Here is a 26443-nt window from a genome sequence, read left to right on the forward strand (position 1 = left end):
CCTTTCGTAATTACAAGAAAAGTTCTAGTATTCCAAGCGAATGAAGGGCGAGAACGAGCGTTACGAGTAATACGATACCGCCCAAAATATTTGAGAGTGTGCGATTGACGTATTCACCAAGTAGTTCTTTATTATTCATAACATAAAGTAAGAAAATAGAGATGAGCGGCAGCATTAAGCCGTTTGCATACTGTGCGAAAAGAATGACGGTCGTAGGACTCATCCCAAGAGCTGAACCGACGATTCCGATTAAAATAACGACTCCCCAGATCACTCTGAATTTCGTTGCTTTCAGATCCATCGACCACCCGAAAACACCGCTGATCGCATAAGCGGCTGCAAGGGGAGCGGAAATAGAAGATGTGATTCCAGCAGATAACAATCCGATCGCAAAGAACACCTTCGCCCATGATCCGAGAAGGGGTTCTAACTGAACGGCCATTTCAGAAGCATCCGTTATGTTTGTACCGAGCGGAAAAGCAACTGCAGCCGATACAACGATCGAAAGTGAGATCAAGCCTCCGACGATGATCGAGAAAACGGTATCAAAACGACTTTCTTTTAACCCTTCCTTCCCACGCCAGTGCTCTTGAACTGTAGAAGAATGAAGAAAGATGTTATAAGGAACGACCGTCGTCCCGATCAAGGCGATCGCAAACAGTGTTCCGCCACTAGGGAACGATGGCACGAAAGCGCCTTTAAACATTGCCCCGAGATCCGGCTTAATGACGATGGCAGTCGCTACAAAGCAAACGCTCATGACTAGCACGAGAACCACGAACACTTTTTCGATCGCTTTGTAATTTCCTGAGTATAGAAGAATCGCAGCGATGATTCCGATGACTGGTCCCCATATGTTCACTGAAATGCCCGTCATGGTAGAAAGACCAAGCGCACCGCCCAGGATGTTGCCCGTTTCGTAGGCGGCCGTTCCTACACCGATCGCTGCAAGAACGAGAATGATGCTGATTCCTTTCATCAACGGACTGCTGAACTGCTTTCTCATCGCTTCGCCAAGCTGCATTCTCGCCGTGATTCCAAGTCGCGCTGACATCTCATGAAGGGTAATCGTTGCGAGTATCGAGAAAACAAGTGCCCACATCAATGCAAATCCAAATCCTGCTCCTGCCTGAGTAGCGGTCGTAACGGTTCCTGGTCCTATAAAAGCTGCGGCGACGATAGCGCCAGGGCCAACGCTTTTAAGTTTCTTTAGAAACGTGTTTTGATCGCTCATAAGCTCCTCCTTTAAGTGTATCGAATTTTAAAATTTTCAACAAATTCAACCTGTTAAAAGACGACAAAAGACTTATAATGAGGATAGACTTTTACAGATAAAGGAGTTTTTTCTATGAAAATCCTCACGACCCGCTTCGGTGAACTAGAAGTGAACAAAGATTCTCTCATCACCTTTTCGAACGGAATTCCCGGCCTTGAACAATACACCACATACTGTCTATTACCCGCTGATGAACAGAATGAGTCGCCGTTTTTCTTTCTGCAATCAACGGAGGAAAGCAGTTTGTGCTTTATTCTAGCTGATTCATTTTCTTTCTACCCGGATTATGAAATTAATCTAGAAGAAGACTTGTTGCAAGAGTTAGCGATTGAAAAGCCAGAGGAGGCGATGGTACTATCCGTCCTCACCGTACAAGGATCATTACAAGATGCGACGATAAATTTAAAAGCCCCGATCATCCTGAATCTTTCGAGCGGAAAAGGGAAGCAAATCGTACTCAGTAAGGATTTTCAAATTAAAGCGCCATTGGTGAGTGCGGTAGAGGGAGGCAGATAAGATGCTTGTACTCGGACGTAAAAAAGATCAGTCGATCATCATTAATGATGAAATCGAGCTGAAGGTCATCAGTATTGAAGGCGATACGGTGAAACTGGGGGTGAAGGCTCCGAAGAACATTAGCATACATAGGAAAGAAGTGTACGTGGAGATTCAAGAGGAGAATAAGCTAGCATCCTCACAAGAGATTAATCTAAGTGAATTACAAAACTTTCAATTGAAACGTTAGGCAAAGAACCGCTATAAAGCAAATAGCGGTTCTTTTTAATTTATTTTTCAAAAAACTATAAACAACTGAATTTTCCAGCCGATAATGAAAATATCAGGAAGTCCAAACGGATGTGGGCTTTCTAGAAAACACATTACACGGAGGTAATTTAGAATGAGAATTAATCATAATATTAGTGCTTTGAACACGTACCGTCAAATGGGTGTCAATCAAAATGCTGCTAGTGGATCGATGGAAAAGTTATCTTCTGGTCTACGGATTAACAGAGCTTCTGATGATGCAGCTGGTTTGTCAATTTCTGAGAAAATGCGTGGGCAAATTAGAGGGTTAGATCAAGCTAGTCGTAACGCTCAAGATGGAGTTTCATTAATTCAAACAGCTGAAGGAGCTTTAAGCGAAACTCACGATATGCTTCAGCGTATGCGTGAACTTGTAGTTCAAGCAAATAACGGAACAAACACTGAAGATGATCGAAATAAGATTCAAGAAGAGATTAAACAGCTACAGACGGAAGTTACTAAAACGGCTCAACGAACAGAATTTAACTCCCAGAAACTCTTAGATGGTACTTTTGGTGCTACGGTAGATACTGCAGCAGCTGGTGATATTACAAGTAAGTTCGATATTATTGTAAATGGTGCGAAAGTACAGGATGGATATAAGTTAACGACTGGAGTAGGTGGTGGATCTGGTAAAGCAGAAATTACAAGTACTGCTGGGTTAGCTACCGCTAATACAGACTTTGCTGTACAAAAAACAGCAGCGGGTACTGATGATTTAGGCCTTAATCTTGAGGTTGATGGACATAAAATTGGGGATGTCGCATTAACAACTGTTCAATCTAAAGATTATGATGATGCTACAGTTGGAACAGGTGGCTACGACGAGCTAGCAACAAATTTACAGACAGACATCAATGCTGCAATTACTCAGTATAATACAACCAACAACCTTACCGGTGATGCTGCAGTAAAGTCAGTAAAAGTTGAAAACATCGAAGGTAAAATGGTAATTACTTCAGGCACTGATGGAAAAGACTCACAATCTCAAATCAAGGTTGGAACAGCCGGTGCAGGTTTTGATGATGTATCTGCAAAACTAGGAATTACCAATGCAACAGATGATATTGATAATTCACTTACTCTTGTAAATACGGTAAGTGGAGATACTCAAAAAGTTTATATTAAAGATACTGCTGACGTTAAAGCAGGACAAACAATCAGCTTTGATAAAATAGGTGTTGATTTTAAAGTTAAGGCATTGATCACAGATGTAAGTAATATAAAGGACGCTGGCGCTGCTAACACTTTTGATATTGATAGTGGCTCAAAGGATCTTCAAATTGGTGCAAATGCTGCTCAACAAATGTCAATTCAAATCAACAACATGACTGCTAATGCTTTACAAATTGATACAATCGATGTATCTGGAGCGAACTACTCATCTACAGATTTTGATGCACATATTGCTAGCTTAGATAATGCTATTAAAACAGTATCATCTGAAAGAAGTAACTTGGGTGCATTGCAAAACCGTCTTGACCACACAATCAATAACTTAAATACATCTAACGAAAATCTAACAGCCGCTGAGTCTCGTATTAGAGATGTAGACATGGCAAAAGAAATGATGCAGATGACAAAAGAAAACGTAAAAGCTCAAGCTGCTCAAGCGATGCTTGCACAGGCTAACCAGAATCCACAGCAAGTACTTCAGCTTCTTCGTTAATTTCTAACAAGTAAGGCCTTAGATCTCTCATCTAAGGCCTTTTTATTCGAAGGGAGTGTTTTGAGATGGATATTGCAGCGCTTTCGGTGGTGCTGAATCAAGCAAAGGTCCAGCAGCAGGTTGATGTATCGTTAACCAAAAAAGCTTTGAATCAAGCACAGGAAAATTCGAATGGACTAGTGAAGATGATGGAGCAGTCGGTACAGCCTCATCTTGGAGGTTCAATCGATATAAAGAAATAATCTCATTAGAGGTCGGGTTTAAGTAACTCTTATTGAAGGGGATCGGACCATGGAAATAAAATCAATTTCAAATCAAATACCTGGTATAGGGAAGCAAGTGCAACAGCCCATTGAAGTAAAGGAACTAAAAGAAGAGAAGAAGGAACAGAAAGAAAAGGTTCACACAAAGGAACAGGTCGTTCAACAGATCGAACAGCTGAATGATTTCATTATGCCTGTAAAAACGAACCTTAAATTTCAGCTGCACGATAAGTTGAATGAGTTCTATGTTCAGATAGTAGATAGCACGAGTGATGAAGTCATAAGAGAGATTCCGTCAAAGGATTTTCTCGATCGATATGCGGCAACTGCTGAACTGCTTGGCTTTATGGTGGACCAAAAAATATAAAATGCTGAGAACCTTCACAAACGAAGGTTCTTTTTTATAGTACTATTTACATCTTAAAACCGAGCGGATCTTTGCCGATAGTATGTGTATGAGTGATGAACGGAGGAGATGTTCATGAGGATTTCCGGGCTTGCATCGGGAATGGATATCGATCAGATGGTCAAAGATCTGATGAGGGCGGAACGCATACCGCTCGATAAACTATCACAGCAAAAACAAACTGTTGAGTGGCAGAAGGATTCATATCGTGAACTCAACACGATGATGTCGGATATGAGAAGTGCTGCATCGAAGCTAAGACTTCAGTCAACGTTTAACGCATATAAAGCAGGTTCATCGAACGGAGCTGCTGTTACGGCAGAAGCAATGCCTACTGCGGCCCCTGGTTCTTATGCAGTTGTGGTGAATGGGCTTGCTGAGAGTGCCAAGCTAACGTCAGCGCAGGCAGTTACGAACGAAGCTGGTGCTGCAGCAAAAGGAACTGATCGAGTTCTGCAATCTGGCGCAAACGACACAACGTTTACCCTTACGAACGGAAAAGGGCAGGGAACAACGATCACGATAACGGCAGCAGATACGTTTAAAAGTCTTGCTACAAAGATAGCTGAGGCAACAGATGATACGACGGGTGAAACGCTCGGTATGAGAGCAAACTTTGATGATACAACGTCACGCTTTTTTCTATCAACAAAAGCGTTGGGTGGAGATGAATCGATCACTCTCTCGAACTTTAGTGATGCAGGTGTTGAAAACCGCCTATTTGGAGGAGCAACCACTGCGAATGGTTCGTATGGTTCGGTCACTTTCGACGGCATCACGGTAAATAACCTGAAAACAAACGAAACGACGATCAATAACATAAAGCTTAACCTTGTTGAAAAAGGCACGTCGACAGTATCAATTCAAAGCAATCCGGATGCGCCTTTTGAAAGTATCAAATCTTTCGTTGAGAAATATAACGACCTTGTTGAGAAAACACAGGGGCTACTTACAGAAAAGCGCTATAGAGATTTTCCTCCTTTAACAGATGCGCAGCGCGAGGATCTTTCAGACAAAGAAATCGAGCTTTGGGAAGAGAAGGCGAAGAGTGGTCTTCTCCAAAGCGATGCAACGGTGAGAGGGATTGCGAGCGACCTTCGCAGTGCCTGGATGACGCCTGTAAACGGTATTCCAGCTGGGGAACTGTCGATGCTTTCAGAAATCGGCATCAATACGGGGTCTTATCGTGATGGCGGAAAACTTTTTATTGATGAAGCGAAGTTGAAAGAGGCTATCTCACAAAAGCCAGAAGAAGTGATGAACCTTTTTACAAAAGGGGATGCTGGAATCGGAGATCGAATCTATGAGAAGGTGAACGAAGGGATCGATCGTCTCGGTAAAAAGGCTGGAACGCCCGGTGTTCTTGTCGATAACAGCTTCTTATCCAAAAGGTTGGATAGCATCAACCAGCAGATGGATCGCTGGGAAGATAAGCTCGGCTCTATCGAAGACCGCTATTGGAAGCAGTTTACCGCGCTAGAAACAGCGATGGATAAAATGAATCAGCAAAGCATGTGGGTACAACAAAACTTACTTGGTGGGATGTAGAAATGAAAAGAATTGATGCACTGAATCAGATGCACGTTGTGACGAATCAAATCGTAAAATCGCTTGATGGACTGAATCCTTCGATGGATGAAAACGGGCCTGAAGAATTAGATGGAATCAACAACATGATCAACCGACGAGAAGAAACGATTCAGCTTCTAGATAAAGCGATGAAGCAAGAGGGTACCGACTGGACAGAGGAAGAGCAGCTCATGCTTCAGCAGTTGAGTACGCTTGAAGAAACGATCCAACCTCGTCTGTCCGATCTTTATGCAGCGTTTTCTGAGCAGATGAGGCGTTTGCAGCAAGGAAAGACAGCAGCGAATAAATATAACTCTGGACAAGCTTACACAGACGGAGCATTTTTCGATAAGAGAAAATAGGGGGAACGTTCGATGGCAATGCAAAATCCTTATCAGACGTATCAACAAAATTCAGTCGCTACATCCTCTCCACAGGAATTGACGCTCATGCTGTACAACGGATGTCTTAAATTTATCCGGATGGCAGCGATCGCGATGAAAAAAGGCAATGTGGAAGGCAAGCATACAAATATTATCAAAGCACAAAACATTCTTGAAGAACTACGCGCAACACTCAATATGGACATGGATCTGTCACAATCGATGGATTCGTTATATGCGTTCATGATCGAGCAGCTCGTGTCTGCAAACATCAATAACAATATTGAGAAGCTGCAAGAAGTTGAAGAGCTAGCAGAAGAGTTTCGAAATACTTGGAAAGAAGCGATGGAACAGAAATAAGCAGTATAGAGGGTGAAAGCATTGGAAAAAACATCTTTGTTCGGATTATTGCTCGGCTTTGCCGTCCTCGTAGGCGGGTTGATTTTGAAGGGAGCCAATCCAGCTGCTCTACTTAATCCAGCTGCCCTCGTCATCATCTTTGTCGGGACAGCCGCAGCATTGTTGATCGGTTTTCCGTTTTCCGAAATCAAAAAATTTCCGATTTTATTAAAGATTATTTTTACGAATCAAAAGTTAGTCTCTGCTAAGGAAATCATTCCGATGTTCCGTGAGTGGGCAACGATCGCTCGTCGAGATGGCTTGCTGTCACTAGAAGATAACCTCGATAAACTAGAAGATGATTTCCTAAGAAGAGGGTTTCAAATGGTCATCGACGGTCATTCTAGGGAAATTATCGAAGAGATCCTTGTAGAAGATATTGAAGCGATGAAAGAACGTCATAAAGCAGGAGCGGGGATCTTCACGCAAGCTGGAACGTATGCACCGACGCTTGGGGTACTTGGTGCCGTCGTAGGACTCGTCGCTGCACTCAGTCATCTCGGTGATATGGAGCTTTTAGGAAAATCGATCGCTGCAGCATTCATTGCGACGTTGTTCGGAATCTTTACAGGATACGTCCTGTGGCATCCGTTTGCGAACAAGCTTAAACGAAAGTCGAACGCGGAAGCGAAGATCAAGATGATCATGCTTGAAGGTTTGCTAGCGGTACAGTCAGGCGCGACACCTACGATGGTAGAAGATAAACTACTCGTCTACCTTCCGGAGAAAGAGCGGAATCTTGATGAAATGAAGAAATCAAGTGACGTCAAAGTTGGAGAAGGGGTAGGTGCCGATGCGTAAGAAAAGGCATGAAGAGCATGACGAGCACGTCGATGAAAGCTGGCTCATTCCGTATGCCGATATGCTCACGCTGCTTCTTGCTCTTTTCATCGTTCTATTCGCAGCGAGTACGGTCGATGCAAAAAAATATGAAGCGATCACACGATCGTTTGAAGAAGTCTTGAACGGTGGTACGGGTGTGCTCGAAAGCGAGCCATCGGTCATGAAGCCTGAAGATGATTCGTTCGTTGGGTTAACAGAAGAAGTTGAGGATAAAGAAGATGTAGAGGAACTACCTGAAGAGAAAGATGAAGAAAAGCTTGAGGAAGATCTCCATAATCTTCAGGAATTAAAAGAGCGAATCGACCAGTATATTTCGAAGCAGAGCCTCGATTCGTATTTACAAACGAGCTTAACAGAAGAAGGGTTATTGATCACGATAAAAGAAGCTGCGCTATTTAATAGCGGGCAAGCCTACTTAACGAATGATGCGAAGGGGATCGCAAGTGAAATCTCTCGTTTTCTCGTCACAGATCCTGCGAGAAACATTACTGTGACAGGTCATACAGATAACAAACCGATCAAAACATCTCAGTATCCGTCAAACTGGCACCTTAGCTCAGATCGAGCGCTGAACTTCATGACGGAGCTATTAAAAAACAGTAAGCTAGATCCACAGCTTTTTAGTTTCACAGGCTATGGAGAGTATCGTCCGGTCGCCTCGAATGACAGTGAGAAAGGCAGAACGAAAAATAGACGCGTAGAAGTGTTGATCCTGCCTTACGATGTTGAAAATTAACAGTTGAGGTGAATAGAGTAGATGAAACGTATCCTATTGATTATTTTGGCAACTCTCGGTGTCGTTGCAGGGGGTGCCATTGCAGCAGTGTTCTTTCTAGATATCGATCTAGGAAAAGTACTTGCTCAGGAAGAGAAAGAACCGACTGCTGAGGAGCTAGCAGAAAGGAGCTACAGCATGGACCCGATCACGACGAACCTACTGTCTGATCACTACGCTGTCGTTCAGCTAAACTTGTTAGCGGACGGAGGAGAGAGCTACCATGAACTAGAGGTTCGTATCCCAGAGTTAAAGTCGATCGTCATCGCTACTCTTGCAAACTCTTCAAGAAATGATTTGAAGGGCGCAGAAGGACTCAAGACGTTCGAATCGAGCATCAGAGAACAAATAAATGAAGTCCTGCAAGATGGGGAGATCGAGCGAGTACTCATAACCGACTTCAAAATTCAGTAACTAGTAAACTTTTGTAAAGAATTTTCCGATATTAACGGTAAGATGCTCAAAATAGGGTACGAATAATAGAATAGGAGTAGTTTTACTATTATCGAAGAGGGGTGAACGGATTGAACGTTAACAAACCGTCAGCACCGCCATTTGTTAACCCTTACAAAAAGCACAATCCTGTTACAAAAGTCGAGCAAGCAAAAAAAGCTCCTCGTGAAGATGAGCTGCAAATCTCAAACAAAGCGAGAGAACTATACACGATGAAGGCTGAAGAAAAGCGCGAAGCCAAATTAGATGCAATTCAAAAGAAGATTGAAAATGGAACGTATAGTGTCGACAGTAAAAAAACAGCCGAAAAACTGTTTGATCAGTTGTTTTAACAGGAGGCAGCACGATGGGGCAACAATTACTGGCTACAATGAGCAACATGATAACTCTACATGAGAAGTTGCTATCACTCGGAGAGCTGAAGCAAGAAGCGCTCATCGAAAGAAATGTGAACAGCTTATCAGATTTGATGAAGACGGAAAGGGAGCTTCTGCAGGCCTTAAGCTTGGAAGAGGAGAAACGCCAGGGACTTGTTGAGGAGCTTGGCGGATCGGGCACGCTTAAAGAGGTGCTACCAAAGCTAAGCCCTGCCGTTAGAAGAATGATCGAAAATAGAGCGACCACATTAAAAGAAAAGGCAGTAGCATTACAAACGTTGAACGAACAAAACGATGTTCTACTAAAAGACGCGATGGCGTTCGTTCATCATATGATCGGGCATTTAACTGCATCGCCTGATCAATCCCTTACATACTCAAGACCAAACCAAAAACAGGCATCATCGACACCAAGAGGGTACTTCGACACAAAAGCATAGGTTTAGAAAGGAACGTGACAATATGACGTCAACATTTCATGGGTTAGAGATCGGAAGGAGAAGTTTGTATACGCAGCAAACGGCACTATCGACCACTGGTCATAATATCGCGAACGCAAACACTCCAGGTTATTCCAGACAGCGTGTGAATATGGAGGCGACGTCGTCGATTACGAATCCTTATCAGGGCGGTACATCCTCTGAGCTCGGAACGGGTGTTAGCGTTGGGTCCATCGAACGGATCCGCTCAAAGTACCTTGATACACAATATCGGGAACGAAACGCAGCACTCGGCTCAGAATCTATGAAGTTAGAAACGCTTCAGCAAATCGAGATGATGTCAGCAGAGCCTGGTGAAAACGGACTGAATGCGTCTCTCAACAAGCTCTGGTCTGCTTTCGAAGATCTTTCAGCCAACCCTGATAGCCTAGCTGCTCGATCTGTCGTCGTTTCACGGGCAGAAGAGGTGCTGGATAAAGGGAAGGCATTCAACAAAGACCTTCAGAATCTATCAGAAAGTCTACAATCACAGACTGATGCGGTTCTTAAAGACATCGATTCGTTGTCAAAGCAGATCAACGAATTGAACAAGGAAGTCGTTCGTACGAACGGCGCAAATGATGTGAAGGACAAGCGTGATCAGCTGATCGACGAACTATCTAGCCTCATCGGTGTCGACGTGACAGAGAAGAGTAACGGTGCACTCGAGGTGAATTACGATACAGCTAACCCGAAGGCGGGGAAGCTTAAGGGTCTCGGAGAAGCTGCTGCGTTGACGGAAAATGTCCAAACAAATCTGAACGCGGTGTTTGCGCAACTAGCTCCCGAGATCAATACCCTTGCAGAATCAGGGTATTCGCTCGTGAAAGTGAATGGCACGATGCAGCAGGGAAAAGCGCTATTCACAGAAGCTACAGGAGATGGAAGTTACCTTGAACGCCTAAGTGTATCGAACGATGTGAAATCGAATCCAGCGAATCTAGCAGCTTCCTCAACGGAGGGAACGGTAAGTAACGGTGACCTCGCTGCAAAGATAAGTGAATTAAAAGACAAAACACTATTATTCGATTTAGCAGGTTCAGAAGATCAAGTCGATGCGACGACGAACGACTTTTACAGCATGCTCATCTCAGATATCGGATCAAAAACACAGTCTGCCGAGCGGACTGTTGGGAACAATGAGACGGTTCTTAAGTCGATCGAATCAAACCGATTATCGGTGAGCGGCGTCTCACTCGACGAAGAGATGGCGAATCTCGTTCAATTTCAACATGCGTATAACGCAGCGGCTCGATACGTAAGTACAACGGACGAGATGCTAGATGTGATCATCAACCGAATGGGCGTCTAACGGGAAAAGGAGTCATATGATGAGAATTACACAGCAAATGTTAACTCAAAATGTTACGAATCAGATGAATCGAAACTTGTCCCGCTTAGAGCGAGCGAATGAAGAAGTATCGACAGGGAAGCGAATCAATAAACCTTCTGATGATCCGATGGGAACGGAAAAATCGTTGAAGCTCTCATCAGAGCTTGCGAACAACGTACAGTTTGAGCGAAATGCGGATTACGCGCAGTCCTGGTTAGAAGTAACCGAGCAGTCATTGAGCAGCGTATCTGATCTTCTTCAACGGGCGAACGAAGTTGGTCTGCAGGGTGCTAGCGGAATCAATTCACCTGACGAATTGGAGAACATGGGTAAAGAAATCGATCAACTTCGGGATGAGTTAAAGAATCTTGCCAATACGAAACTTGACGGGAAATACATCTTCAATGGACAGAAAACAGATCAGGCGATTGAAATAAGCGCATCTGGTGACATCACTCACGATAACCAACCGCTCAAACAGCGTTTGTCCCCGTTTAGTTCGATGACGATCAACGTTCATGCAGGTGAAGTTTTTGGCGGAGAAACCAACCTGTTTAAGTCACTCGATGCTTTATCTACCGCACTAAAAAGTGGTGATGGAGATGCTCTGCAAAGTGCGATCGGTCAAATCGAAAAAGGATCCGAGCAAGTGCTCAACAAGTGGACATCTCTTGGGGCAAAGCAATCGAGAGTGGAAAGCTTGTCACAGCGCCTCAAGGAAGAAAACGTTTCGCTGCAAAAGCTTGTTTCCAAAAACGAAGATGTGGATATTGCGGAGGCGATCATGAAGCTAAAGTCTGAAGAAAGTGTATACCAGGCTTCACTAGCATCGAGTGCAAAAATCATTCAGCCTTCTCTAATGGATTTCCTTAGATAAAAACACTCATCCAACTTGGATGAGTGTTTTTCAGCTTGTATCTATGTCATTATTCAGTGCTCCCTATGCCGTAGTTGATGACGATCGCATGCTTTCCGCGATCGTCTCTCCTACTTGAAAGATTAAATCCAAAATCAATACTCCGTCCCAATAGTTTAACAGACGAATATGGCAATTTTGACCTTCCTTATATCCATCAACGTTATTTGGAAAGGAAATGATTGACTACTCTTTTCGCAGCCCCAAGACTTTCTCTACCTTCTAACAAAAACACTCATCCAACTTGGATGAGTGTTTTTGTTATCGCTTGATCGTATTCGCAAGTCCCATCATTTCATCTGCCATTTTCATCGCTCGGCTTTGGAACTGTAAAAGTCGCTGAGTGGTGATCATCTCTGTCGTTTCATTCGCAAGATCAACGTTAGACATTTCTAGAAACCCTTGTTTCACGTTAAATCCTGTATCGACAATCTCCCCTTCTCCTTCACGCAGTCGAAATTCGTTCGCGCCTTCGTTTAGAAGTGACTGAGGACGATCGATTCTAGCAACGCTCAACTGGAACGTTTCGTTAGTAGGTTCAACGCTGATCTCACCAGAATCCGAGATGACGATGTTGGTTGGTTCGCTGCTAAATGAGATAGGATCTCCATTTTTATCGAGAACATTGCTGCCGTTGCTGTTTACAAGATTAATCCTTCCATCCTCGGTGTTTTGAAGCTGGAAAGCGCCATCTCTTGAGTAATGAACATTGTCACCATTTTGGACTCGAAAATAGACGTTTTCTCCCTCTAACATCACATCGAGGTTCCGTCCTGTTTCATTCGCAGCTCCTTGATCTGTACGGAGATTTGTCATCGCAATCTTCGCCCCGTAACCAACTCGTAAGTTTTCAGGGGTGAGTCGTCCTGGTTCCGTTGCTTCGCCAGTATTATTTTGATATTGCTGCGTTAAGAGGTTTTGAAAGCTTGCTTCCCGTCTCTTATACCCAACTGTGTTCACGTTCGCGATATTGTTCGCGATTGTATCCATCTTCTTCTGTGTCTGGCTCAATGATGAAGAAGCACTATACATCCCGATGTTCATTCAATACCCTCCTAGTAGACTCTACCGATATCATTAACAGATTTGTCGATACTCTGATCATAGGTTTGCAGGACACGCTGGTTCGCCTCGTACATCCGGTACGTGTTGAGCATATCTGTCATCGTCGTCGTAAGGTCGACGTTTGATCCTTCAAGAAATCCTTGTTCGACTTTAAACTGGTTGAATTCAGTAGTTCGAATGTCACGAGGAGCATTATTTTCATCTCCAGACCATTCGAAAACTCCGTTCCCAAGTTGAGTCAATCCTTCTGGATTACCAGTATATCCGACCCAGAGCTCTTGCTCGTTTCCGTTTGCCTCGATCAGGTTGCTACCTTTTAACGTAAATTGTTCACTGGAAAGTTGGATTGGATCGAGGTTCGCGTTTAAAACGCGATATCCCTCACTCGTAGTCAAGAAACCGTCATCGCTTAGTGTAAAGTTTCCGTTTCTTGTATATCGAATCGTATCATCATCGGTTCGCACTCCAAAAAGGGAGATCCCTTTCTGGCCGGTTTCTTCATCGATCGGGAGGCGATCATCGAGCAAAGCAAAATCAGTGTTATTCCCTGTTTCCTTCAAGGTACCGCTAGAGAAGAGTGGTACGCCTTCTTGCGTATAGACACCATGAGAGAGTTCTCCCACTTGTTTATTACTTTTGAGAGAGTCCGTATTACGTTCTTTTAATAAATATTCAGGAAAAGAGCGAATGACAGCTTGATCTTGTTTAAAACCGGGAGTCTGTGCATTCGATAAATTATTTGTGAGGTAGTGCTGTTTTCGTTCACTCGCCATCATTCCTGATGTTGCAGTGTACATTCCTCTAAACATTTTTTCCTCCTAGCCTCCTAGATAGTTCCTTTTAACTATCATTTCATAGATATTATTTCCATTATACCGTTGATTTTTGGAAAAAATAAGTGAAAAAAGTAGTTTATTAGGTTAAAACTCTCATTTACTATTAATTTTGACAGTGCTATGCTAAAAACAGAGAAAATATTGTCGAATGAAGATGATTATGGAATGATTACCAAATATTAACAAATAAACCAATATTTCATGAGGAGTGTGAAATGCTTCGTGAAGGTATTTCAATCGATAAATCCAATGCAACATGCGTTGAATGCTTCAATGACTCAGCAGCGGACAATAACGTCAAATATATCAAATGTTGATACCCCTAATTACAAACGGAAAACCGTTTCGTTTCAGGATAACCTGCAGGAGGCCGTAAATCAGCGCTTCCAAAGCTACAAATCAAACCCCAACCATGTGTCTTTTAGTACAGAACAACAATCACCAAACGTCACTGTGAAAACGGATCGAAACACCTTAAGTAAATCAAACGAAAATAACGTCGACATGGATGTTGAGATGGCAGAGCTCGCCAAGAACCAGCTCTGGTACAATTCGATGATCGAGAAAACAAACAGCCAGTTTCGTGATCTGCAAACTGCTATTCGAGGGAGCTGAACGAAATGAAATTGTTTAATGGATTCAATACGAGTGCTTCTGGTCTTACAGCAAATCGTTTACGAATGGATGTCGTTTCGTCCAACATTGCCAACGCTGAAACGACTCGGGGAGAGTTAGTAGATGGTGAATGGCAACCGTATAAGAGAAAAGTCGTTCAACTTCAAGAAAACTCTTTTGAGAGTCAGCTTCAATCTGCGATGGGGCAGAGGAATTCATCTTCTTCTGGAGTGAAAGTCTCCGAAATAACCGAGGACCGAGCACCGAACAAGCTTGTTTATCAACCGACTCATCCAGATGCAAATGACGATGGATATGTGGAAATGCCTAACGTTGATATGGTGAAGGAGATGGCCGATCTTATGTCGGCTTCAAGGTCTTACGAAGCAAACGTGACGGCTCTAAACGCAACGAAAAGTATGTATATGAAAGCCCTTGAACTTGGGAAATAGTTTAATAGCTCTTTGGGAGGAAAAAAATGAACACGATCAATGCGCTTCAAAGCCCAACGCTTCAAGCTCCTAATTCATCTCAACCAAAAGAAGCTACAGGGGATTTTGGAAGCATGTTAAAAGATGCGATTCAGCAGGTGAACAAGAATCAAGTTGAATCCGAACAAATGTCTCAAAAGCTCGTAACAGGCGAGGTACAGAACGTTCATGAGGTGATGATCGCAGCTCAAAAAGCTTCTCTTTCACTTAATTTAACTGTACAGGTTCGAAACAAGGTGATCGAATCTTATCAAGAAATCATGCGTATGCAAATGTAGTTCTTCAGGGATGGATGGCAGATGAATGAACAATTACTAAAAATGAAAAGCCGCTGGGGCGAGACGTGGAGTAGTTATTCCTCTAAAACAAAATGGTTGATAGGTGTGACGTTTTTAGTAACGCTCCTACTTCTCTCTTTCCTCGTTTTTTGGATGTCTAAACCTAATTTGACGCCAATTTATTCCAATCTTACTCCAACAGAGGCTGGTGAGATCAAAGGAGCGATCGAGCAGAGAGGAATCGCAGTAGAAGTTTCGTCTGATGGAACAACGATCAGCGTCCCGAAAGCAGATGCTTCAGATTTGAAAGTGAGCTTGGCAGCTGAGGGAATTCCGAAAAGCGGTAATGTTAACTATAGTATTTTTAGCGAAAACATGGGGATGGGAATGACCGATAAGCATTTCGATGTTGTCGAACGAGATGCGATGCAAAATGAACTGAGTTATCTGATCGAACAGATCGATGGCATTCAGCAATCGAAAGTCATGATCACCTTACCAAAAGATAGTGTTTGGCTAAATGAAGAAGGCGATGTAGCAACTGCATCAGTCGTGGTGACAAGAGAGCCTGGTTTCAATCTCGATCAGGGACAAGTGAACGGCCTCTACCATGTGATCAGTAAGAGTGTTCCGAACCTTCCGATCGAAAACATTGTCGTGATGGACCAGAACGGCTCATCTTTTGATTATGGTGAAAGTAAAGTTGACTCTTCCCTCACAGCGTATCAGCAGCAGGAGCAAATTCGCCGTGATATCGAAAAAGACATGCAAAAAGACCTTCAACAAATGCTTGGATTACTCCTAGGTCAAGACAAAGTAGTCGTATCTGTCATGACGAGCGTCGATTTCACAAAAGAAAAGCGTGTTGAAGATTTAGTTGAACCTGTAGATGAAGAAACAGGAGAAGGAATCGATATCAGCGTTGAAAAAATCATGGAAACCTACTCGGGTAATCCTGATGTTGCTACTGACGGTACAGGAACTGCCGAGGGTGAGATTCCAAACTATAATGCTGATGATCCTGATGCCGAGGGCGATGGATCTTACGAAAAGGTCGAAGAACGCATCAATCGAGAAGTCAATCGGATCCATAAAGAAATCGAAGAAAGTCCTTATGTGATCGATGACGTTACGATCAACGTCGGTGTTGAACCTCCGGTCGCAGACGACATGACGTCGCTTACAGCAGCACATATAGAAGATATTCGCACCGTACTAAAAAATGTTGTCCGTACTTCCTTGAGTGGAAGTGACGTACCTCTTGAAGATGCCGATTTAGAAGATCGAATCTCGGTATTTGCAAATGAATTTAGAGGAAAACCTGGCTATGTTGCGCCTGAAAAGAACTTTTTCTCTAGTACACTCGACATCCTCCCGCCATGGGCGATTTACGCAGCTGGAGCAGGTGTAGGCATTCTTCTCATAACCGGTACGATGCTCCTTTTCCGCCGAAGAGGAAAGGGTGAAGAAGAATACGAGGAGTTCGAACGAACGTATGCACCGAGTGAATCGGAAGATCACTATCTACCTCGTGAAGAAGAAGAAAAGGAAGTCGACCTGACACCTGAAGTGATCATGGGTAAAGATGAAATTGAAAAACTCGCAAAAGAAAATCCAGAGGACTTTGTTAAGTTACTAAGAGTATGGATGAACGAAGATTAGGAGGAGCGGTGGCGTGAGTAAAACAAAAGAAATTTCTGGGACACAAAAAGCAGCAATTTTACTTACATCTCTCGGTCCTGAACTCTCGATTCAAACGTTCAAGCTTTTGACTGAGAAGGAGATCGATAAACTAGCATTAGGGATTTCTGAACTGAATAGGGTTGAGTCGGCAGATCGTGAAAACATAATGGATGAATTCATCCATATGGTTAAAGCGAAAGACTATATTGCTGCAGGTGGTATTGATTTTGCAAGACACGTGTTAGTGGAAGCACTTGGCCCGAAGAAAGCTGAGGAAATCCTTGCGCGCTTGCAGTCGAATACACAGGTGAAGCCTTTTGCATTCGCAAGGAAAGCAGATCCAGAGCAAATTTTAAACATTGTTCAACAAGAGCATCCTCAAACGATCGCGCTTATTCTTTCGTATTTGGATGCGCAGCAGTCATCGAAGATCTTGTCGGCTCTTCCTCAAGAACGACAGGCGGATGTCGCTAGGCGAATCGCTTTGATGGAAAGTACGTCACCAGAAGTGATCACTAAGCTAGAAGACATCATCGAAAGAAAATTAAATGCGAGCGGCTCACAGGATTACACGTTTACAGGTGGGGTTGAATCGATCGTAGAAGTACTGAGCGGCGTTGATCGTAGTACAGAAAGAACGATTCTAAGTGCTCTCGAGAAGGACGATCCGAAGCTTGCTGAAGAAATCAAGCAGCGGATGTTCGTCTTTGAAGACATCGTTCTACTCGATGATCGTTCGATCAGACTTGTGATAAGTGAAGTGAAGGATGATGATCTATCGATCGCACTTAAGGTTGCTAGCGAAGAAGTGAAAGACCTCATCTTCCGAAACATGTCTAACAGACGAGTTGAAACAGTAAAAGAAGAACTCGAATTGATGGGACCTCTGCGTCTTAGCGAAGTTGAAGAAGCTCAAACACGCGTCGTTTCTGTCATTCGTTACCTAGAAGATACAGGGGACATCGTGATCGCACGTGGTGGAGGAGATGATGTGATTGTCTAATATCATTCCAAAGTCGTATAAAGGGGTAGACGATGCACCGAAAGTGATCGGTCAACGAGACATCGTAGAACCTAAGAAACAACGTGTGCTGCAATCACGGAAATCAACAGTCGAAGAAAAGAAAGCTCAATTACTTCAACAGATGATCCGACTCGAAGATCAATACCACACGATTCGAACAAGGTTACAGAATGAAGAAGATCACGTGTTATCGAGTCTAGAACAGAAGCAGCTACAAAAGGAACAAGAGTGGGAAAAGCTCGCTGAACAGAAGTACAGGGAAGCTGAAGATAAAGGGTTTGAAGCAGGCTACCAGGCTGGTCTCCAACAAGTACAGTTCGAGCTTCAAGAAAAACGAAAAGAAATGGAATCGGTTCTAACCGAGGCCTACAAGAAAAGAGATGAATTGATCCAAAGTGCTGAGCCGTTCCTACTCTCACTCAGTACTGCGATTGCAAAGAAGGTCATGATGAATGAACTGAAACAACACCCTGAGTTGATTGCTGAGATGGTCAGAAAGACGCTGCAAACGGTTCAGGACCGAGGAGAAGTTGTTCTTCAAGTTTCAGTTGAAGATTATGCTCATATAACACCTATGGTGGAAGAACTCGAGAAACAGCTTGATGGTCATGCGAGCTTAAAGCTTGTTCCGATGAGTGATCTCCCGCCAGGTTCCGGAATGATCCATACTCCGAGCGGAAGTTATGACATTTCCATACACAGCCAGCTAAAGGAGATCAAGAAGGAGCTATTTGCACTATTTGAGGAGAATGATACCGATGAGCATTAACGTCGATCGTTATCTTTCTCACCTTGAATCGATTCAATCCGTTCAAAAGTATGGAAAAGTAACGCAGGTGATCGGATTGACCATTGAATCGATGGGCCCTGAAGTGAAGATGGGTGAGCTTTGCTATCTACATCCAGGTCCAGGTCACACCCCGATCGAGGCAGAAGTCGTAGGATTTCGAGAAAACCGAGTTCTCCTCATGCCGATGGATGATCTTTCAGAAATTGGACCAGGCTGCCTCGTTGTTGCAACGGGACAACCGTTAGAGGTGAAGGTAGGGTATTCGATTCTCGGAAGTATTCTTGACGGTAGAGGAAAACCACTAGATGAAACCCTACTACCTAGTGGGCTTAAATCAGTCACTACGAACAGACAGCCGCCAAATCCAATGACAAGACCAAGAATTTCGACTCCTTTTCAGCTCGGAGTCAGAGCGATCGATGGGCTGCTTACTGTTGGACATGGTCAGAGAATCGGCATATTCGCTGGAAGTGGTGTTGGTAAGAGTACGCTTATGGGAATGGCAGCACGAAACTCTGAAGCTGATGTGAACGTCATTGCTCTTATCGGTGAACGTGGAAGAGAAGTTCGAGATTTTATCGAACGTGACCTTGGTGAAGAAGGTCTCAAGAAATCTGTTATCGTCGTAGCAACTTCTGATCAATCCCCACTTCAGAGGATAAAAGGGGCGCTCACTGCAACCTCGATCGCTGAGTATTTCCGTGATGAAGGCAAGAACGTCATGCTGATGATGGATTCCGTTACGCGATTTGCGATGGCTCAGCGTGAAGTCGGGCTCGCGATCGGTGAACCGCCTACAAGTAAGGGGTATACACCTAGTGTTTTTGCATTATTACCAAAATTGTTAGAACGGTCAGGAACGTCACATCATGGATCGATCACTGCCTTTTATACAGTTCTCGTCGATGGAGACGATATGAACGAACCGATTGCAGATGCCGTTCGTGGGATTCTTGATGGTCACATCGTGCTAGACCGAAAGCTCGCACAAAAAGGGCAGTACCCTGCGATTAACGTTTCGCAAAGTGTGAGCAGGGTGATGAAGGAGATCGTACCTCCTGAACATATGGAAGCAGCGAATGAATTGAAGCGACTTCTTTCTGTTTATAACTCTTCTGAAGACCTTATCAATATTGGTGCTTATAAATCAGGTACTAACAGCAAGGTTGATAAAGCGATCGCAAGCCATGCAGAGATCGAGAGCTACATCAAACAAGGAACAGACGAATTAGCAACATTTCAAGAGAGTCAGGAGCTGCTTCTATCAAAGTTTGGAAAGGGTGATTAGCGATTTACAAATTTCCGTTTCAGCGCATCCTCGATATAAAAGAAAACGAAAAAGAAAAAGTACAGCTCGAGATGGCGGAGACCTTAAAAGTTCAGAGCGATCTTGAACAAGAAATAGCGATGCTCGAACAGAAAGTGAATAGCTTCCGTGAAACCCTTGAAAAAAGGCAGTTTGAAGGTCTTTCCGTTACTGAATTGATTGAAGAAGAAGCGCGCGTTTCCTTTTGGGATCAAAAGCTCAATGAAAAGAAAGACGCTCTCAGACAGTTAGATGAGCAGGTTTCTGGTCATCAAGAAAACTTAGCTGAGAAGGTAAGAGAAGAAAAGACGTGGCAGTCGATCAAGGAAAAACGTCGTGAAGAACACAACCGCGAAATTAAACTTATCGAACAGAACGAATTGGACAGCTTCAATACAGTTAGAGCTTACTTGCAATTAAAGAATGGCTAGCGCGTAGAAAGGGTGAAAAAGGGTGCGAAAGAAGCGGACGACCACATCGATCAAAGAAGTCATCATACATAACATTCTTCTGCCGCTTACTTTCGTAGTGACGGTACTGTTGATCATTCTTCCGTTTATGGGCTATGACCTCAAGGCAATCGCTTCAACCGTAAGTGAAAAACCACTCGCGTTTATCCAGAATACGTTTGCGGCAGAGCTAGACGATGATGAGCAAGCGCCTGATTTCGAGAAAAAAATCGCAGAACAAGAGCAAGAGATCGAGAGACTCACTCGAACGGTGCAAGAGCAAAAAAGCAAAATCTCTGATTACGAGAGTGAAATCAAAAAACTAACGAATGAAATGGAACAAAACGCAAAAGAAGCGGAGGATTTAGAACAAAAACAGCAAAACCTCGCCTCTATGTACGAAGGGATGACGCCATCCAAGTCAGCCGCAATCATCGAGAAGCTTACCTTAAACGAAGCAGCGGTCCTTCTCGATAGGATGGGGAGTACTGAAAAAGCTGCGATTCTCGGAAAAATGAACACGGCGATCGCGGCCGATATTACGATTGCTCTAAGAGACCTTGATCAAGCAGAACAACCAGAGGTAGCTGCGATGCAGGAAAGGCTCTCCCTACTGATGAATGCGATCGAGCGGAAAGAAAGTTCGATACCGATCGAAGATCTCGCAAAGCAAATGGAGGATATGGAAGAAACGAAAGCAGCCGGCATTTTAGAAGCGATGAGCGAAGTGAAAGAGGAAAAGGAAGTTGCTGTTGGAATCCTTTCTGCACTCAACGAATCGAAGCGGACGCTCATTCTTTCAGAAATGGATGAATCGGTTTCGTCTACCTATGTAGCAGAGTTAGCCGATTGAGTTTAAAAGGAGGTGAAAATGTGAGTAATACGATTCAACCCCTTATGAATGGAACAAAAGCTCCTGCAAAAAAAGGCGAGACCGCAAAGGGCGATTCTAATTTTGAGAAGCTATTGACGATGCTTGCAGATGGAAAGACCTTGGAAAAGAAAAGCGTGAATTTACTTGCAGAAGCAGAACCTGCAGAGGCAGTACCCGAAGAGCCATCACTCGATTCGGGCGAAACCAAACCTAGCAACTCACACGCACAAGCGATTCAGTTAGCGGAAAAGTTAGCGGATGACCCGAAGCTTAAGCAACTCCTTTTAGGGAGCTCGAAAGGGAATGGGTCTTTTGAAGCGGGGGTACATGGATTTACGAAAGAAGAATTGCTCAAGTTTGAATCAGCACAACAGAAAAGTCTCCAAACCGTAAGTACGTCAAATATAAGTGAAGAATCTGAAGCTAACGTGAAGGTGATGAAATTGGCTGAAACAGAGCCTGCGTTACTAAAACAATCGCAGTCAGAACTTCATCTTTTCTTAAAGCGAAACGGTATCGATTTAAGTTCTTTGACCGGTAAAGCGTTGAATCAAGAGCAAGCTGCTCCGATCGAAACCGCTACAGTTCGAATACCTGAAGAAAATGAGCAGGTTCAAGTTAAACCAAACGAAACGCTTACGCAGACAACGGTGAAAGAAGAAACGCCCGTGATCAAAGCTCGCCAATTCACAAGTGAGTTCAGTCAGCTATTAGAACGAATGCAAGTGATGAAGAACGGAAAAGAATCTCAGCTTCGTATCAAGCTTTCTCCTGAAAACCTAGGGCAGCTTGATATTCGATTATCGACGGTGGATGGAAAAGTAACAGCCCAAATCGCGACTTCCACTGCAGCAGCGAAAGAAATGATCGAGGGACAGTTACATCAGCTGCGACAAACATTCGTGCAGCAAGGGATTCAGCTCGACAAAGTAGAAGTCGTGCAGCAGTCAACCCAATCACTTTTACAAGACCAGCAAAGTCAGCAGCAGGGACAACGCCAGTTTGGGCAGGGAAATCGCCGGGAGAAACAGTCCGGTCAGTATGAAGTTGAAGAAAATCCAGTCGTCACTCATGAGCATGAAAAGGAAGAGACGATAGGAATAAATTATTCCGTTTAGGAGGGGTGGTATGAAGACAGGCTCAGTTACTAATGCAACTACATCTGCTCAACAGCGTCCGCAGCTGCCTGGACAACTCGGGAAGGATGACTTTCTCAAAATCTTAGTAGCACAGTTAGGCAACCAGGATCCCATGAAGCCAATGCAAGATACTGAATTTATCGGACAGATGGCGCAGTTCAGTTCTCTTGAGCAAATGACGAATATGAACAGTTCACTCACGCAATTTGTAAACAATCAAATGCAGAGTTCAATAACCGATCATGCTCATCTCATTGGAAAAACGGTGAAGTGGAAAGAGAACGAAGTACTAAGTGCTGGAAAGGTATCAGCAGTAGTGTACAAAGAAGGCGCTATTCTTGCAGAACTTAAAGATGGAAAACAGGTGAACATCTCCTCGTTAGAACGAATTGAAACGGGGGAGTGAGATGACGAATATACACGTCCATGAGAGGTACCATCCTAATCAACCGCTCATAGCCCCAAAAAAGAAGGCGTCGACATTTGCAGAACAGCTGAAGAAATCCTTACATAAACCAGTATCCTTCAGTCATCATGCAAAAGAACGATTGTCACAGCAAGGTATCTCGCTATCTGATGTTCAGCTGAAAAAGCTGAATGAAGGAGTTGAAACGGCTCGCGAAAAAGGAGCTCAAGATTCGCTTCTGCTTATGAAAGACCTTGCTTTTGTAGTAAGTGTGAAGAACAACAAGGTAATCACTGCGATGAAGCAAGACCGGATGGAAAATCAAATCGTAACAAAGATCGATTCTGCACTCATCATTTAAAAGGCTGGACCAATTGGAGGCCTAACGCTGTGGACCGATTGAAGCAGCGACTTATAATCTAGGGGGAAAACACATGCTACGTTCTATGTATTCAGGTGTGTCAGGTATGAAAGGGTTTAATACAAAGTTAGATGTCATCGGTAATAATATCGCAAACGTAAACACGGTAGGATTTAAGAAAAGCCGCGTGATGTTTCAAGACTTGCTCAGCCAGAACATGGGTGATAGACAGGTTAACTCAACGCAAGTGGGACTTGGGGTAACAGAAGGCTCGATCGATACGTTACACACAACGGGGTCGTTTATGACGACTGGCGTGCAGACGGATCTTTCTATTGAAGGAGATGGCTACTTTGAAGTGCAACGAGAAGTTAACATAGGAGGAACTACTACGACAAAGAATCTGTATACACGTTCTGGAAACTTCTATGTAAATGATGACAACCTTCTTGTTACGTCTCAGGGGTACTTTGTACTTGATGAAGCTGGAGAGAAAATCGAAATCAACTACCCTTATACGATTAATAGACAGGGACAAATCAACGAAATTGGCAACGACGGAGAACCGATTCCTCAACAGCAAATTAGCATGGGAACATTTAATAATCCTTCTGGCTTATCAAAAGATGGGGGATCTGCTTTCGAGCAAACCCCTAAATCAGGCGATTTCACTCAAGGTCTCCCAGAAGCATCCCGCGTGGTTTCTGGACAGCTTGAAATGTCTAACGTTGACCTTACAGAAGAGTTTACGGAAATGATCGTTGCGCAGCGAGGGTTCCAGGCTAACTCAAGAGTCATCACCACCTCAGATGAAATCCTTCAAGAAATCGTCAACTTAAAACGATAGGAGGTAAGAGCTGAGGAAGGTTCCCTTTCTCGGCTCGTTCTGTTCTTATGATTACACTTACGAAACTAAACAAAGAACCTTTTACGCTTAACGCAGTTTATATCGAAAAGATTGAGGCAACGCCAGATACGATGATTTTCCTTACGAACGGAAAACATTATGTTGTACTCGAGCCAGTTGATGAAGTGAAAAGAAGAGTAACGGCATTTTATCGTGATATACACGTGTTGAAATAGTGGCTAGTAAAAGGAACGGAGGTGACAACGTTGTCTGATATGCTATCTCCTGAAACTGTCGACGCATTATTATCTGCGATCGATGATAAACCTAAAGGTCCTGATCCGCTGGATGGGCGACGTGTCCGAACATACGACTTTAAACGTGCCCTTCGTTTTTCGCAGGACCATATTCGAATTCTAACAAGAATTCATGAAAACTACGCACGACTCATGACGACATACTCATCTGCACAGCTTCGGTCGATCGTACAAGCTTCCGTTGAATCAGTTGATCAAATGTCGTTTGAAGAGTTTGTGAAATCTCTTACAGACCAATCGATCATAAGTCTTTTTGTCGCAAAGCCGCTATCAGGACAGATGGTGCTCGAAGTATCCCCAGACCTCGCCTTTGCTATGCTCGATCGTATGCTCGGGGGAATGGGGCTTCAGCCAGATAAGCTATCTCACTTAACGGAGATCGAGACGATGGTGATGGAGCGTATCTTCAGTAAGATACTAGAGAGTTTTCAGGATGCGTGGAACTCGGTTTTGAAGCTGAATACGGAACTGCAAGAGCTTGAAGTGAATCCTCACTTTCTTCAAATCGTTTCTCCTAACGAGACGGTTGTCACGGTTACGATCAAAGTGAGTGTTGGAGATGTGACTGGGATGGTGCGCGTTTGCCTACCGCACGTGGTTCTTGAACCGATCATGCCAAGATTATCAGCGCATCACTGGCTATCGAACCAAAAGAAAGACCCTGAACCTCTCGAGAGTGAAGCGTTGCAAAAAAGGCTTCGAAAGACGGACCTCACGATTATTGCTGAACTGGGCAATTCAGAAGTGACGATCGAAGAGTTTTTGAATTTAGAAATCGGCGATGTGATTCGACTGAACGAAAATGTTTCAGATCCCCTCATCGTTAAAGTAGATGACAGAGAAAAGTTCCATGGGTATCCAGGAACTTCGAAAGGCCGTATGGCCATTCAAATTACAGAGGTTAAGGAAGAGGAGGACGCGGGCAATGACAGATGATCGCCTTTCACAAGAAGAACTGAATGCTCTGTTCCAGGAAACTGCAGCTAGTAAGGAAGGATCTACAATACAATTCCAAGAGGTAGAGTTAGAAGCATTGAACGAGTTGTTCAGCGTCTCGTTAGGAACCCTTTCTACATCACTTTCTTCTATTTTCATGGAGGAAGTAACCGTATCAAACATCCATACAAACCTATTATCAGAGGAGGGCATTTCTGAAGTGTCCTTTCCATATGTAGAAGCAGCAACCCGCTATGAAGGAGCGGCTTCAGGTGAAGCGGTGTTCATGTTGAATCCTCCAGATGCCCAGGACATTGCCGACATCTGGGCTGTGGTAAGCGGAGATGAGAACGAAGACAATATCGATAAGAGTTTAACATCGGTCGTCACGCACATCATGGAAAGCTTACATAAAGGACTGAGTATGGCATCAGGATCTTCATTTAATGGGACATTCTTGAACCTGCAAGTTGTATCGGAGTGGAGCAACTCCGTACTGAATCAAAGTGGAGCATTGATCGATACGTCGTTCGACCTTTCGATAGGCTCGATCATTCAAACGACAGTGCACCACGTGCTGCCTGCACCGATCGGAAAACAAATCTCAGAATTGCTCGTAAGTGAAGAAGACCTTCAGGAACAAACAACAGAAAAAATGGTGGAAGAAGCGCCTCCAACAGAACGAACACAAGCAAGCGAATGGAAGGAGCCTGAGCGTTCTTATGATGAAAAAGTGAAACAGCATGAACCAGCAATTCAGAACGTGCAGTTTACGAATTTTAATCAAAAGCAAAACCCTTATTCCGAAGAGCGGAATCTCAATATGCTGCTCGATATTCCTCTTCAAGTCACTGTAGAACTCGGTCGCACGAAGCGGATCGTCAAAGATATTCTAGAGCTTTCACATGGATCGATCCTTGAGCTCGATAAGCTCGCTGGTGAACCAGTCGATATTCTTATCAATCAGAAGCTCATTGCCAAAGGAGAAGTCGTCGTGATCGACGAGAACTTCGGTGTCCGTGTGACAGATATATTAAGTGCAGCAGAGCGATTATCAAAGTTGCGGTAAAACAAGGAGTGT

Annotated in this window: 35 protein-coding genes; 31 read left to right on the top strand and 4 right to left on the bottom strand. The window is 43.8% G+C overall.

Features of this window, described 5'->3' with window-relative positions; all coding sequences use genetic code 11:
- Window positions 1-10: 10 nt before the first annotated feature.
- Window positions 11-1234: an Nramp family divalent metal transporter gene (locus ACXADT_RS04355; protein WP_474833320.1), complete on the bottom strand. Its 1224-nt coding sequence runs from the start codon at window positions 1232-1234 to the stop codon at window positions 11-13.
- Window positions 1235-1348: 114 nt separating this feature from the next.
- Here ACXADT_RS04355 and fliW point away from each other — a divergent pair, with 114 nt between their 5' ends.
- The 15 genes from fliW to flgL all read left to right on the top strand — a co-directional run bounded on the left by fliW (window position 1349) and on the right by flgL (window position 11906).
- Window positions 1349-1792, top strand: coding sequence for a flagellar assembly protein FliW (gene fliW / locus ACXADT_RS04360; protein ID WP_474833322.1), 444 nt, complete (start codon window positions 1349-1351; stop codon window positions 1790-1792).
- A 1-nt stretch (window position 1793) separates the two neighbouring features.
- Window positions 1794-2021 carry a carbon storage regulator CsrA gene (gene csrA / locus ACXADT_RS04365; RefSeq protein ID WP_474833323.1) on the top strand — a complete coding sequence of 76 codons (228 nt, stop codon included), beginning with the start codon at window positions 1794-1796 and terminating at the stop codon, window positions 2019-2021.
- A 153-nt stretch (window positions 2022-2174) separates the two neighbouring features.
- On the top strand, window positions 2175-3749 hold the full coding sequence (locus ACXADT_RS04370) for a flagellin N-terminal helical domain-containing protein (RefSeq protein ID WP_474833325.1): 1575 nt from the start codon (window positions 2175-2177) through the stop codon (window positions 3747-3749).
- A 65-nt stretch (window positions 3750-3814) separates the two neighbouring features.
- On the top strand, window positions 3815-3991 hold the full coding sequence (locus tag ACXADT_RS04375) for a YjfB family protein (RefSeq protein ID WP_270180481.1): 177 nt from the start codon (window positions 3815-3817) through the stop codon (window positions 3989-3991).
- 49 nt (window positions 3992-4040) lie between these two features.
- Complete coding sequence (locus ACXADT_RS04380; RefSeq protein ID WP_474833327.1) at window positions 4041-4379, top strand: flagellar protein FlaG; 339 nt, start codon at window positions 4041-4043, stop codon at window positions 4377-4379.
- A 114-nt stretch (window positions 4380-4493) separates the two neighbouring features.
- Window positions 4494-5966, top strand: a complete 1473-nt coding sequence (gene fliD / locus ACXADT_RS04385; protein WP_474833328.1) for a flagellar filament capping protein FliD — start codon at window positions 4494-4496, stop codon at window positions 5964-5966.
- A 2-nt stretch (window positions 5967-5968) separates the two neighbouring features.
- Window positions 5969-6349 carry a flagellar protein FliT gene (gene fliT / locus ACXADT_RS04390; RefSeq protein WP_474833330.1) on the top strand — a complete coding sequence of 127 codons (381 nt, stop codon included), beginning with the start codon at window positions 5969-5971 and terminating at the stop codon, window positions 6347-6349.
- Between the two features lie 12 nt (window positions 6350-6361).
- Window positions 6362-6730 carry a flagellar export chaperone FliS gene (gene fliS, locus ACXADT_RS04395; protein WP_474833331.1) on the top strand — a complete coding sequence of 123 codons (369 nt, stop codon included), beginning with the start codon at window positions 6362-6364 and terminating at the stop codon, window positions 6728-6730.
- Window positions 6731-6751: 21 nt separating this feature from the next.
- The gene (gene motA, locus ACXADT_RS04400) at window positions 6752-7570 is read left to right on the top strand and encodes a flagellar motor stator protein MotA (protein WP_474809897.1); all 819 of its coding nucleotides are present in this window, start codon (window positions 6752-6754) and stop codon (window positions 7568-7570) included.
- The gene (gene motB / locus ACXADT_RS04405) at window positions 7563-8348 is read left to right on the top strand and encodes a flagellar motor protein MotB (protein WP_474833333.1); all 786 of its coding nucleotides are present in this window, start codon (window positions 7563-7565) and stop codon (window positions 8346-8348) included. The genes motA and motB overlap by 8 nt, the downstream gene beginning before the upstream one ends.
- Before the next feature lie 21 nt (window positions 8349-8369).
- On the top strand, window positions 8370-8801 hold the full coding sequence (locus ACXADT_RS04410; RefSeq protein ID WP_474833335.1) for a flagellar basal body-associated FliL family protein: 432 nt from the start codon (window positions 8370-8372) through the stop codon (window positions 8799-8801).
- Between the two features lie 110 nt (window positions 8802-8911).
- Entirely contained in the window at window positions 8912-9172 is a 261-nt protein-coding gene (gene flgM / locus ACXADT_RS04415) for a flagellar biosynthesis anti-sigma factor FlgM (RefSeq protein ID WP_270180473.1), read from the top strand.
- Between the two features lie 14 nt (window positions 9173-9186).
- Window positions 9187-9657, top strand: coding sequence for a flagellar protein FlgN (locus ACXADT_RS04420; RefSeq protein ID WP_474833336.1), 471 nt, complete (start codon window positions 9187-9189; stop codon window positions 9655-9657).
- Window positions 9658-9679: 22 nt separating this feature from the next.
- Window positions 9680-11008, top strand: a complete 1329-nt coding sequence (gene flgK / locus ACXADT_RS04425) for a flagellar hook-associated protein FlgK (protein WP_474833338.1) — start codon at window positions 9680-9682, stop codon at window positions 11006-11008.
- A gap of 19 nt (window positions 11009-11027) precedes the next feature.
- Window positions 11028-11906, top strand: a complete 879-nt coding sequence (flgL, locus tag ACXADT_RS04430; RefSeq protein WP_474833339.1) for a flagellar hook-associated protein FlgL — start codon at window positions 11028-11030, stop codon at window positions 11904-11906.
- Window positions 11907-11955: 49 nt separating this feature from the next.
- Here the strand turns inward: flgL and ACXADT_RS04435 are convergent, their stop codons facing one another.
- From ACXADT_RS04435 to ACXADT_RS04445, 3 genes are all read right to left on the bottom strand, one after another.
- Window positions 11956-12081 (bottom strand): hypothetical protein, encoded by a 126-nt coding sequence (locus tag ACXADT_RS04435; RefSeq protein ID WP_474833341.1) that lies wholly within the window; start codon window positions 12079-12081, stop codon window positions 11956-11958.
- Between the two features lie 125 nt (window positions 12082-12206).
- Complete coding sequence (locus ACXADT_RS04440) at window positions 12207-12989, bottom strand: flagellar hook-basal body protein (RefSeq protein WP_474833342.1); 783 nt, start codon at window positions 12987-12989, stop codon at window positions 12207-12209.
- A gap of 11 nt (window positions 12990-13000) precedes the next feature.
- Entirely contained in the window at window positions 13001-13819 is an 819-nt protein-coding gene (locus tag ACXADT_RS04445; protein ID WP_474833344.1) for a flagellar hook-basal body protein, read from the bottom strand.
- A gap of 249 nt (window positions 13820-14068) precedes the next feature.
- On the opposite strand from ACXADT_RS04445, the gene flgB reads away from it, so the two are divergent.
- The 16 genes from flgB (at window position 14069) to fliY (ending at window position 26431) form a co-directional block, all read left to right on the top strand.
- A complete protein-coding gene (gene flgB, locus ACXADT_RS04450) occupies window positions 14069-14461 on the top strand; it encodes a flagellar basal body rod protein FlgB (protein ID WP_270180467.1) in 393 nt (130 codons plus the stop codon).
- Between the two features lie 5 nt (window positions 14462-14466).
- Window positions 14467-14913, top strand: coding sequence for a flagellar basal body rod protein FlgC (gene flgC, locus ACXADT_RS04455; protein WP_270180466.1), 447 nt, complete (start codon window positions 14467-14469; stop codon window positions 14911-14913).
- A 26-nt stretch (window positions 14914-14939) separates the two neighbouring features.
- Window positions 14940-15230 (top strand): flagellar hook-basal body complex protein FliE, encoded by a 291-nt coding sequence (gene fliE, locus ACXADT_RS04460; protein ID WP_270180465.1) that lies wholly within the window; start codon window positions 14940-14942, stop codon window positions 15228-15230.
- Between the two features lie 21 nt (window positions 15231-15251).
- A complete protein-coding gene (fliF, locus tag ACXADT_RS04465) occupies window positions 15252-16892 on the top strand; it encodes a flagellar basal-body MS-ring/collar protein FliF (RefSeq protein WP_474833346.1) in 1641 nt (546 codons plus the stop codon).
- 13 nt (window positions 16893-16905) lie between these two features.
- Window positions 16906-17916 carry a flagellar motor switch protein FliG gene (fliG, locus tag ACXADT_RS04470; protein WP_270180463.1) on the top strand — a complete coding sequence of 337 codons (1011 nt, stop codon included), beginning with the start codon at window positions 16906-16908 and terminating at the stop codon, window positions 17914-17916.
- Entirely contained in the window at window positions 17909-18706 is a 798-nt protein-coding gene (locus ACXADT_RS04475; RefSeq protein ID WP_474833348.1) for a FliH/SctL family protein, read from the top strand. Before fliG ends, ACXADT_RS04475 begins: the two co-directional genes overlap by 8 nt.
- Complete coding sequence (gene fliI, locus ACXADT_RS04480; protein WP_474833349.1) at window positions 18696-20015, top strand: flagellar protein export ATPase FliI; 1320 nt, start codon at window positions 18696-18698, stop codon at window positions 20013-20015. The genes ACXADT_RS04475 and fliI overlap by 11 nt, the downstream gene beginning before the upstream one ends.
- Window positions 20016-20017: 2 nt before the next feature.
- Window positions 20018-20464: a flagellar export protein FliJ gene (fliJ, locus tag ACXADT_RS04485; protein WP_474834646.1), complete on the top strand. Its 447-nt coding sequence runs from the start codon at window positions 20018-20020 to the stop codon at window positions 20462-20464.
- Window positions 20465-20486: 22 nt separating this feature from the next.
- Window positions 20487-21335: a MotE family protein gene (locus tag ACXADT_RS04490; protein WP_474833350.1), complete on the top strand. Its 849-nt coding sequence runs from the start codon at window positions 20487-20489 to the stop codon at window positions 21333-21335.
- Between the two features lie 20 nt (window positions 21336-21355).
- On the top strand, window positions 21356-22474 hold the full coding sequence (locus ACXADT_RS04495; RefSeq protein ID WP_474833351.1) for a flagellar hook-length control protein FliK: 1119 nt from the start codon (window positions 21356-21358) through the stop codon (window positions 22472-22474).
- Window positions 22475-22484: 10 nt separating this feature from the next.
- Complete coding sequence (gene flgD, locus ACXADT_RS04500; protein ID WP_474833353.1) at window positions 22485-22901, top strand: flagellar hook assembly protein FlgD; 417 nt, start codon at window positions 22485-22487, stop codon at window positions 22899-22901.
- Window position 22902: 1 nt separating this feature from the next.
- Window positions 22903-23262: a TIGR02530 family flagellar biosynthesis protein gene (locus ACXADT_RS04505; RefSeq protein WP_474833355.1), complete on the top strand. Its 360-nt coding sequence runs from the start codon at window positions 22903-22905 to the stop codon at window positions 23260-23262.
- A 73-nt stretch (window positions 23263-23335) separates the two neighbouring features.
- Complete coding sequence (locus ACXADT_RS04510; protein WP_474833356.1) at window positions 23336-24109, top strand: flagellar hook-basal body complex protein; 774 nt, start codon at window positions 23336-23338, stop codon at window positions 24107-24109.
- Window positions 24110-24156: 47 nt separating this feature from the next.
- The gene (locus tag ACXADT_RS04515; RefSeq protein ID WP_270180455.1) at window positions 24157-24345 is read left to right on the top strand and encodes a flagellar FlbD family protein; all 189 of its coding nucleotides are present in this window, start codon (window positions 24157-24159) and stop codon (window positions 24343-24345) included.
- A 30-nt stretch (window positions 24346-24375) separates the two neighbouring features.
- Complete coding sequence (gene fliM, locus ACXADT_RS04520; protein WP_474833357.1) at window positions 24376-25362, top strand: flagellar motor switch protein FliM; 987 nt, start codon at window positions 24376-24378, stop codon at window positions 25360-25362.
- The gene (gene fliY, locus ACXADT_RS04525; protein WP_270180453.1) at window positions 25352-26431 is read left to right on the top strand and encodes a flagellar motor switch phosphatase FliY; all 1080 of its coding nucleotides are present in this window, start codon (window positions 25352-25354) and stop codon (window positions 26429-26431) included. Before fliM ends, fliY begins: the two co-directional genes overlap by 11 nt.
- The last annotated feature ends 12 nt before the right edge of the window (window positions 26432-26443 follow it).

This window comes from Anaerobacillus sp. ABR4_321 (assembly GCF_056158505.1).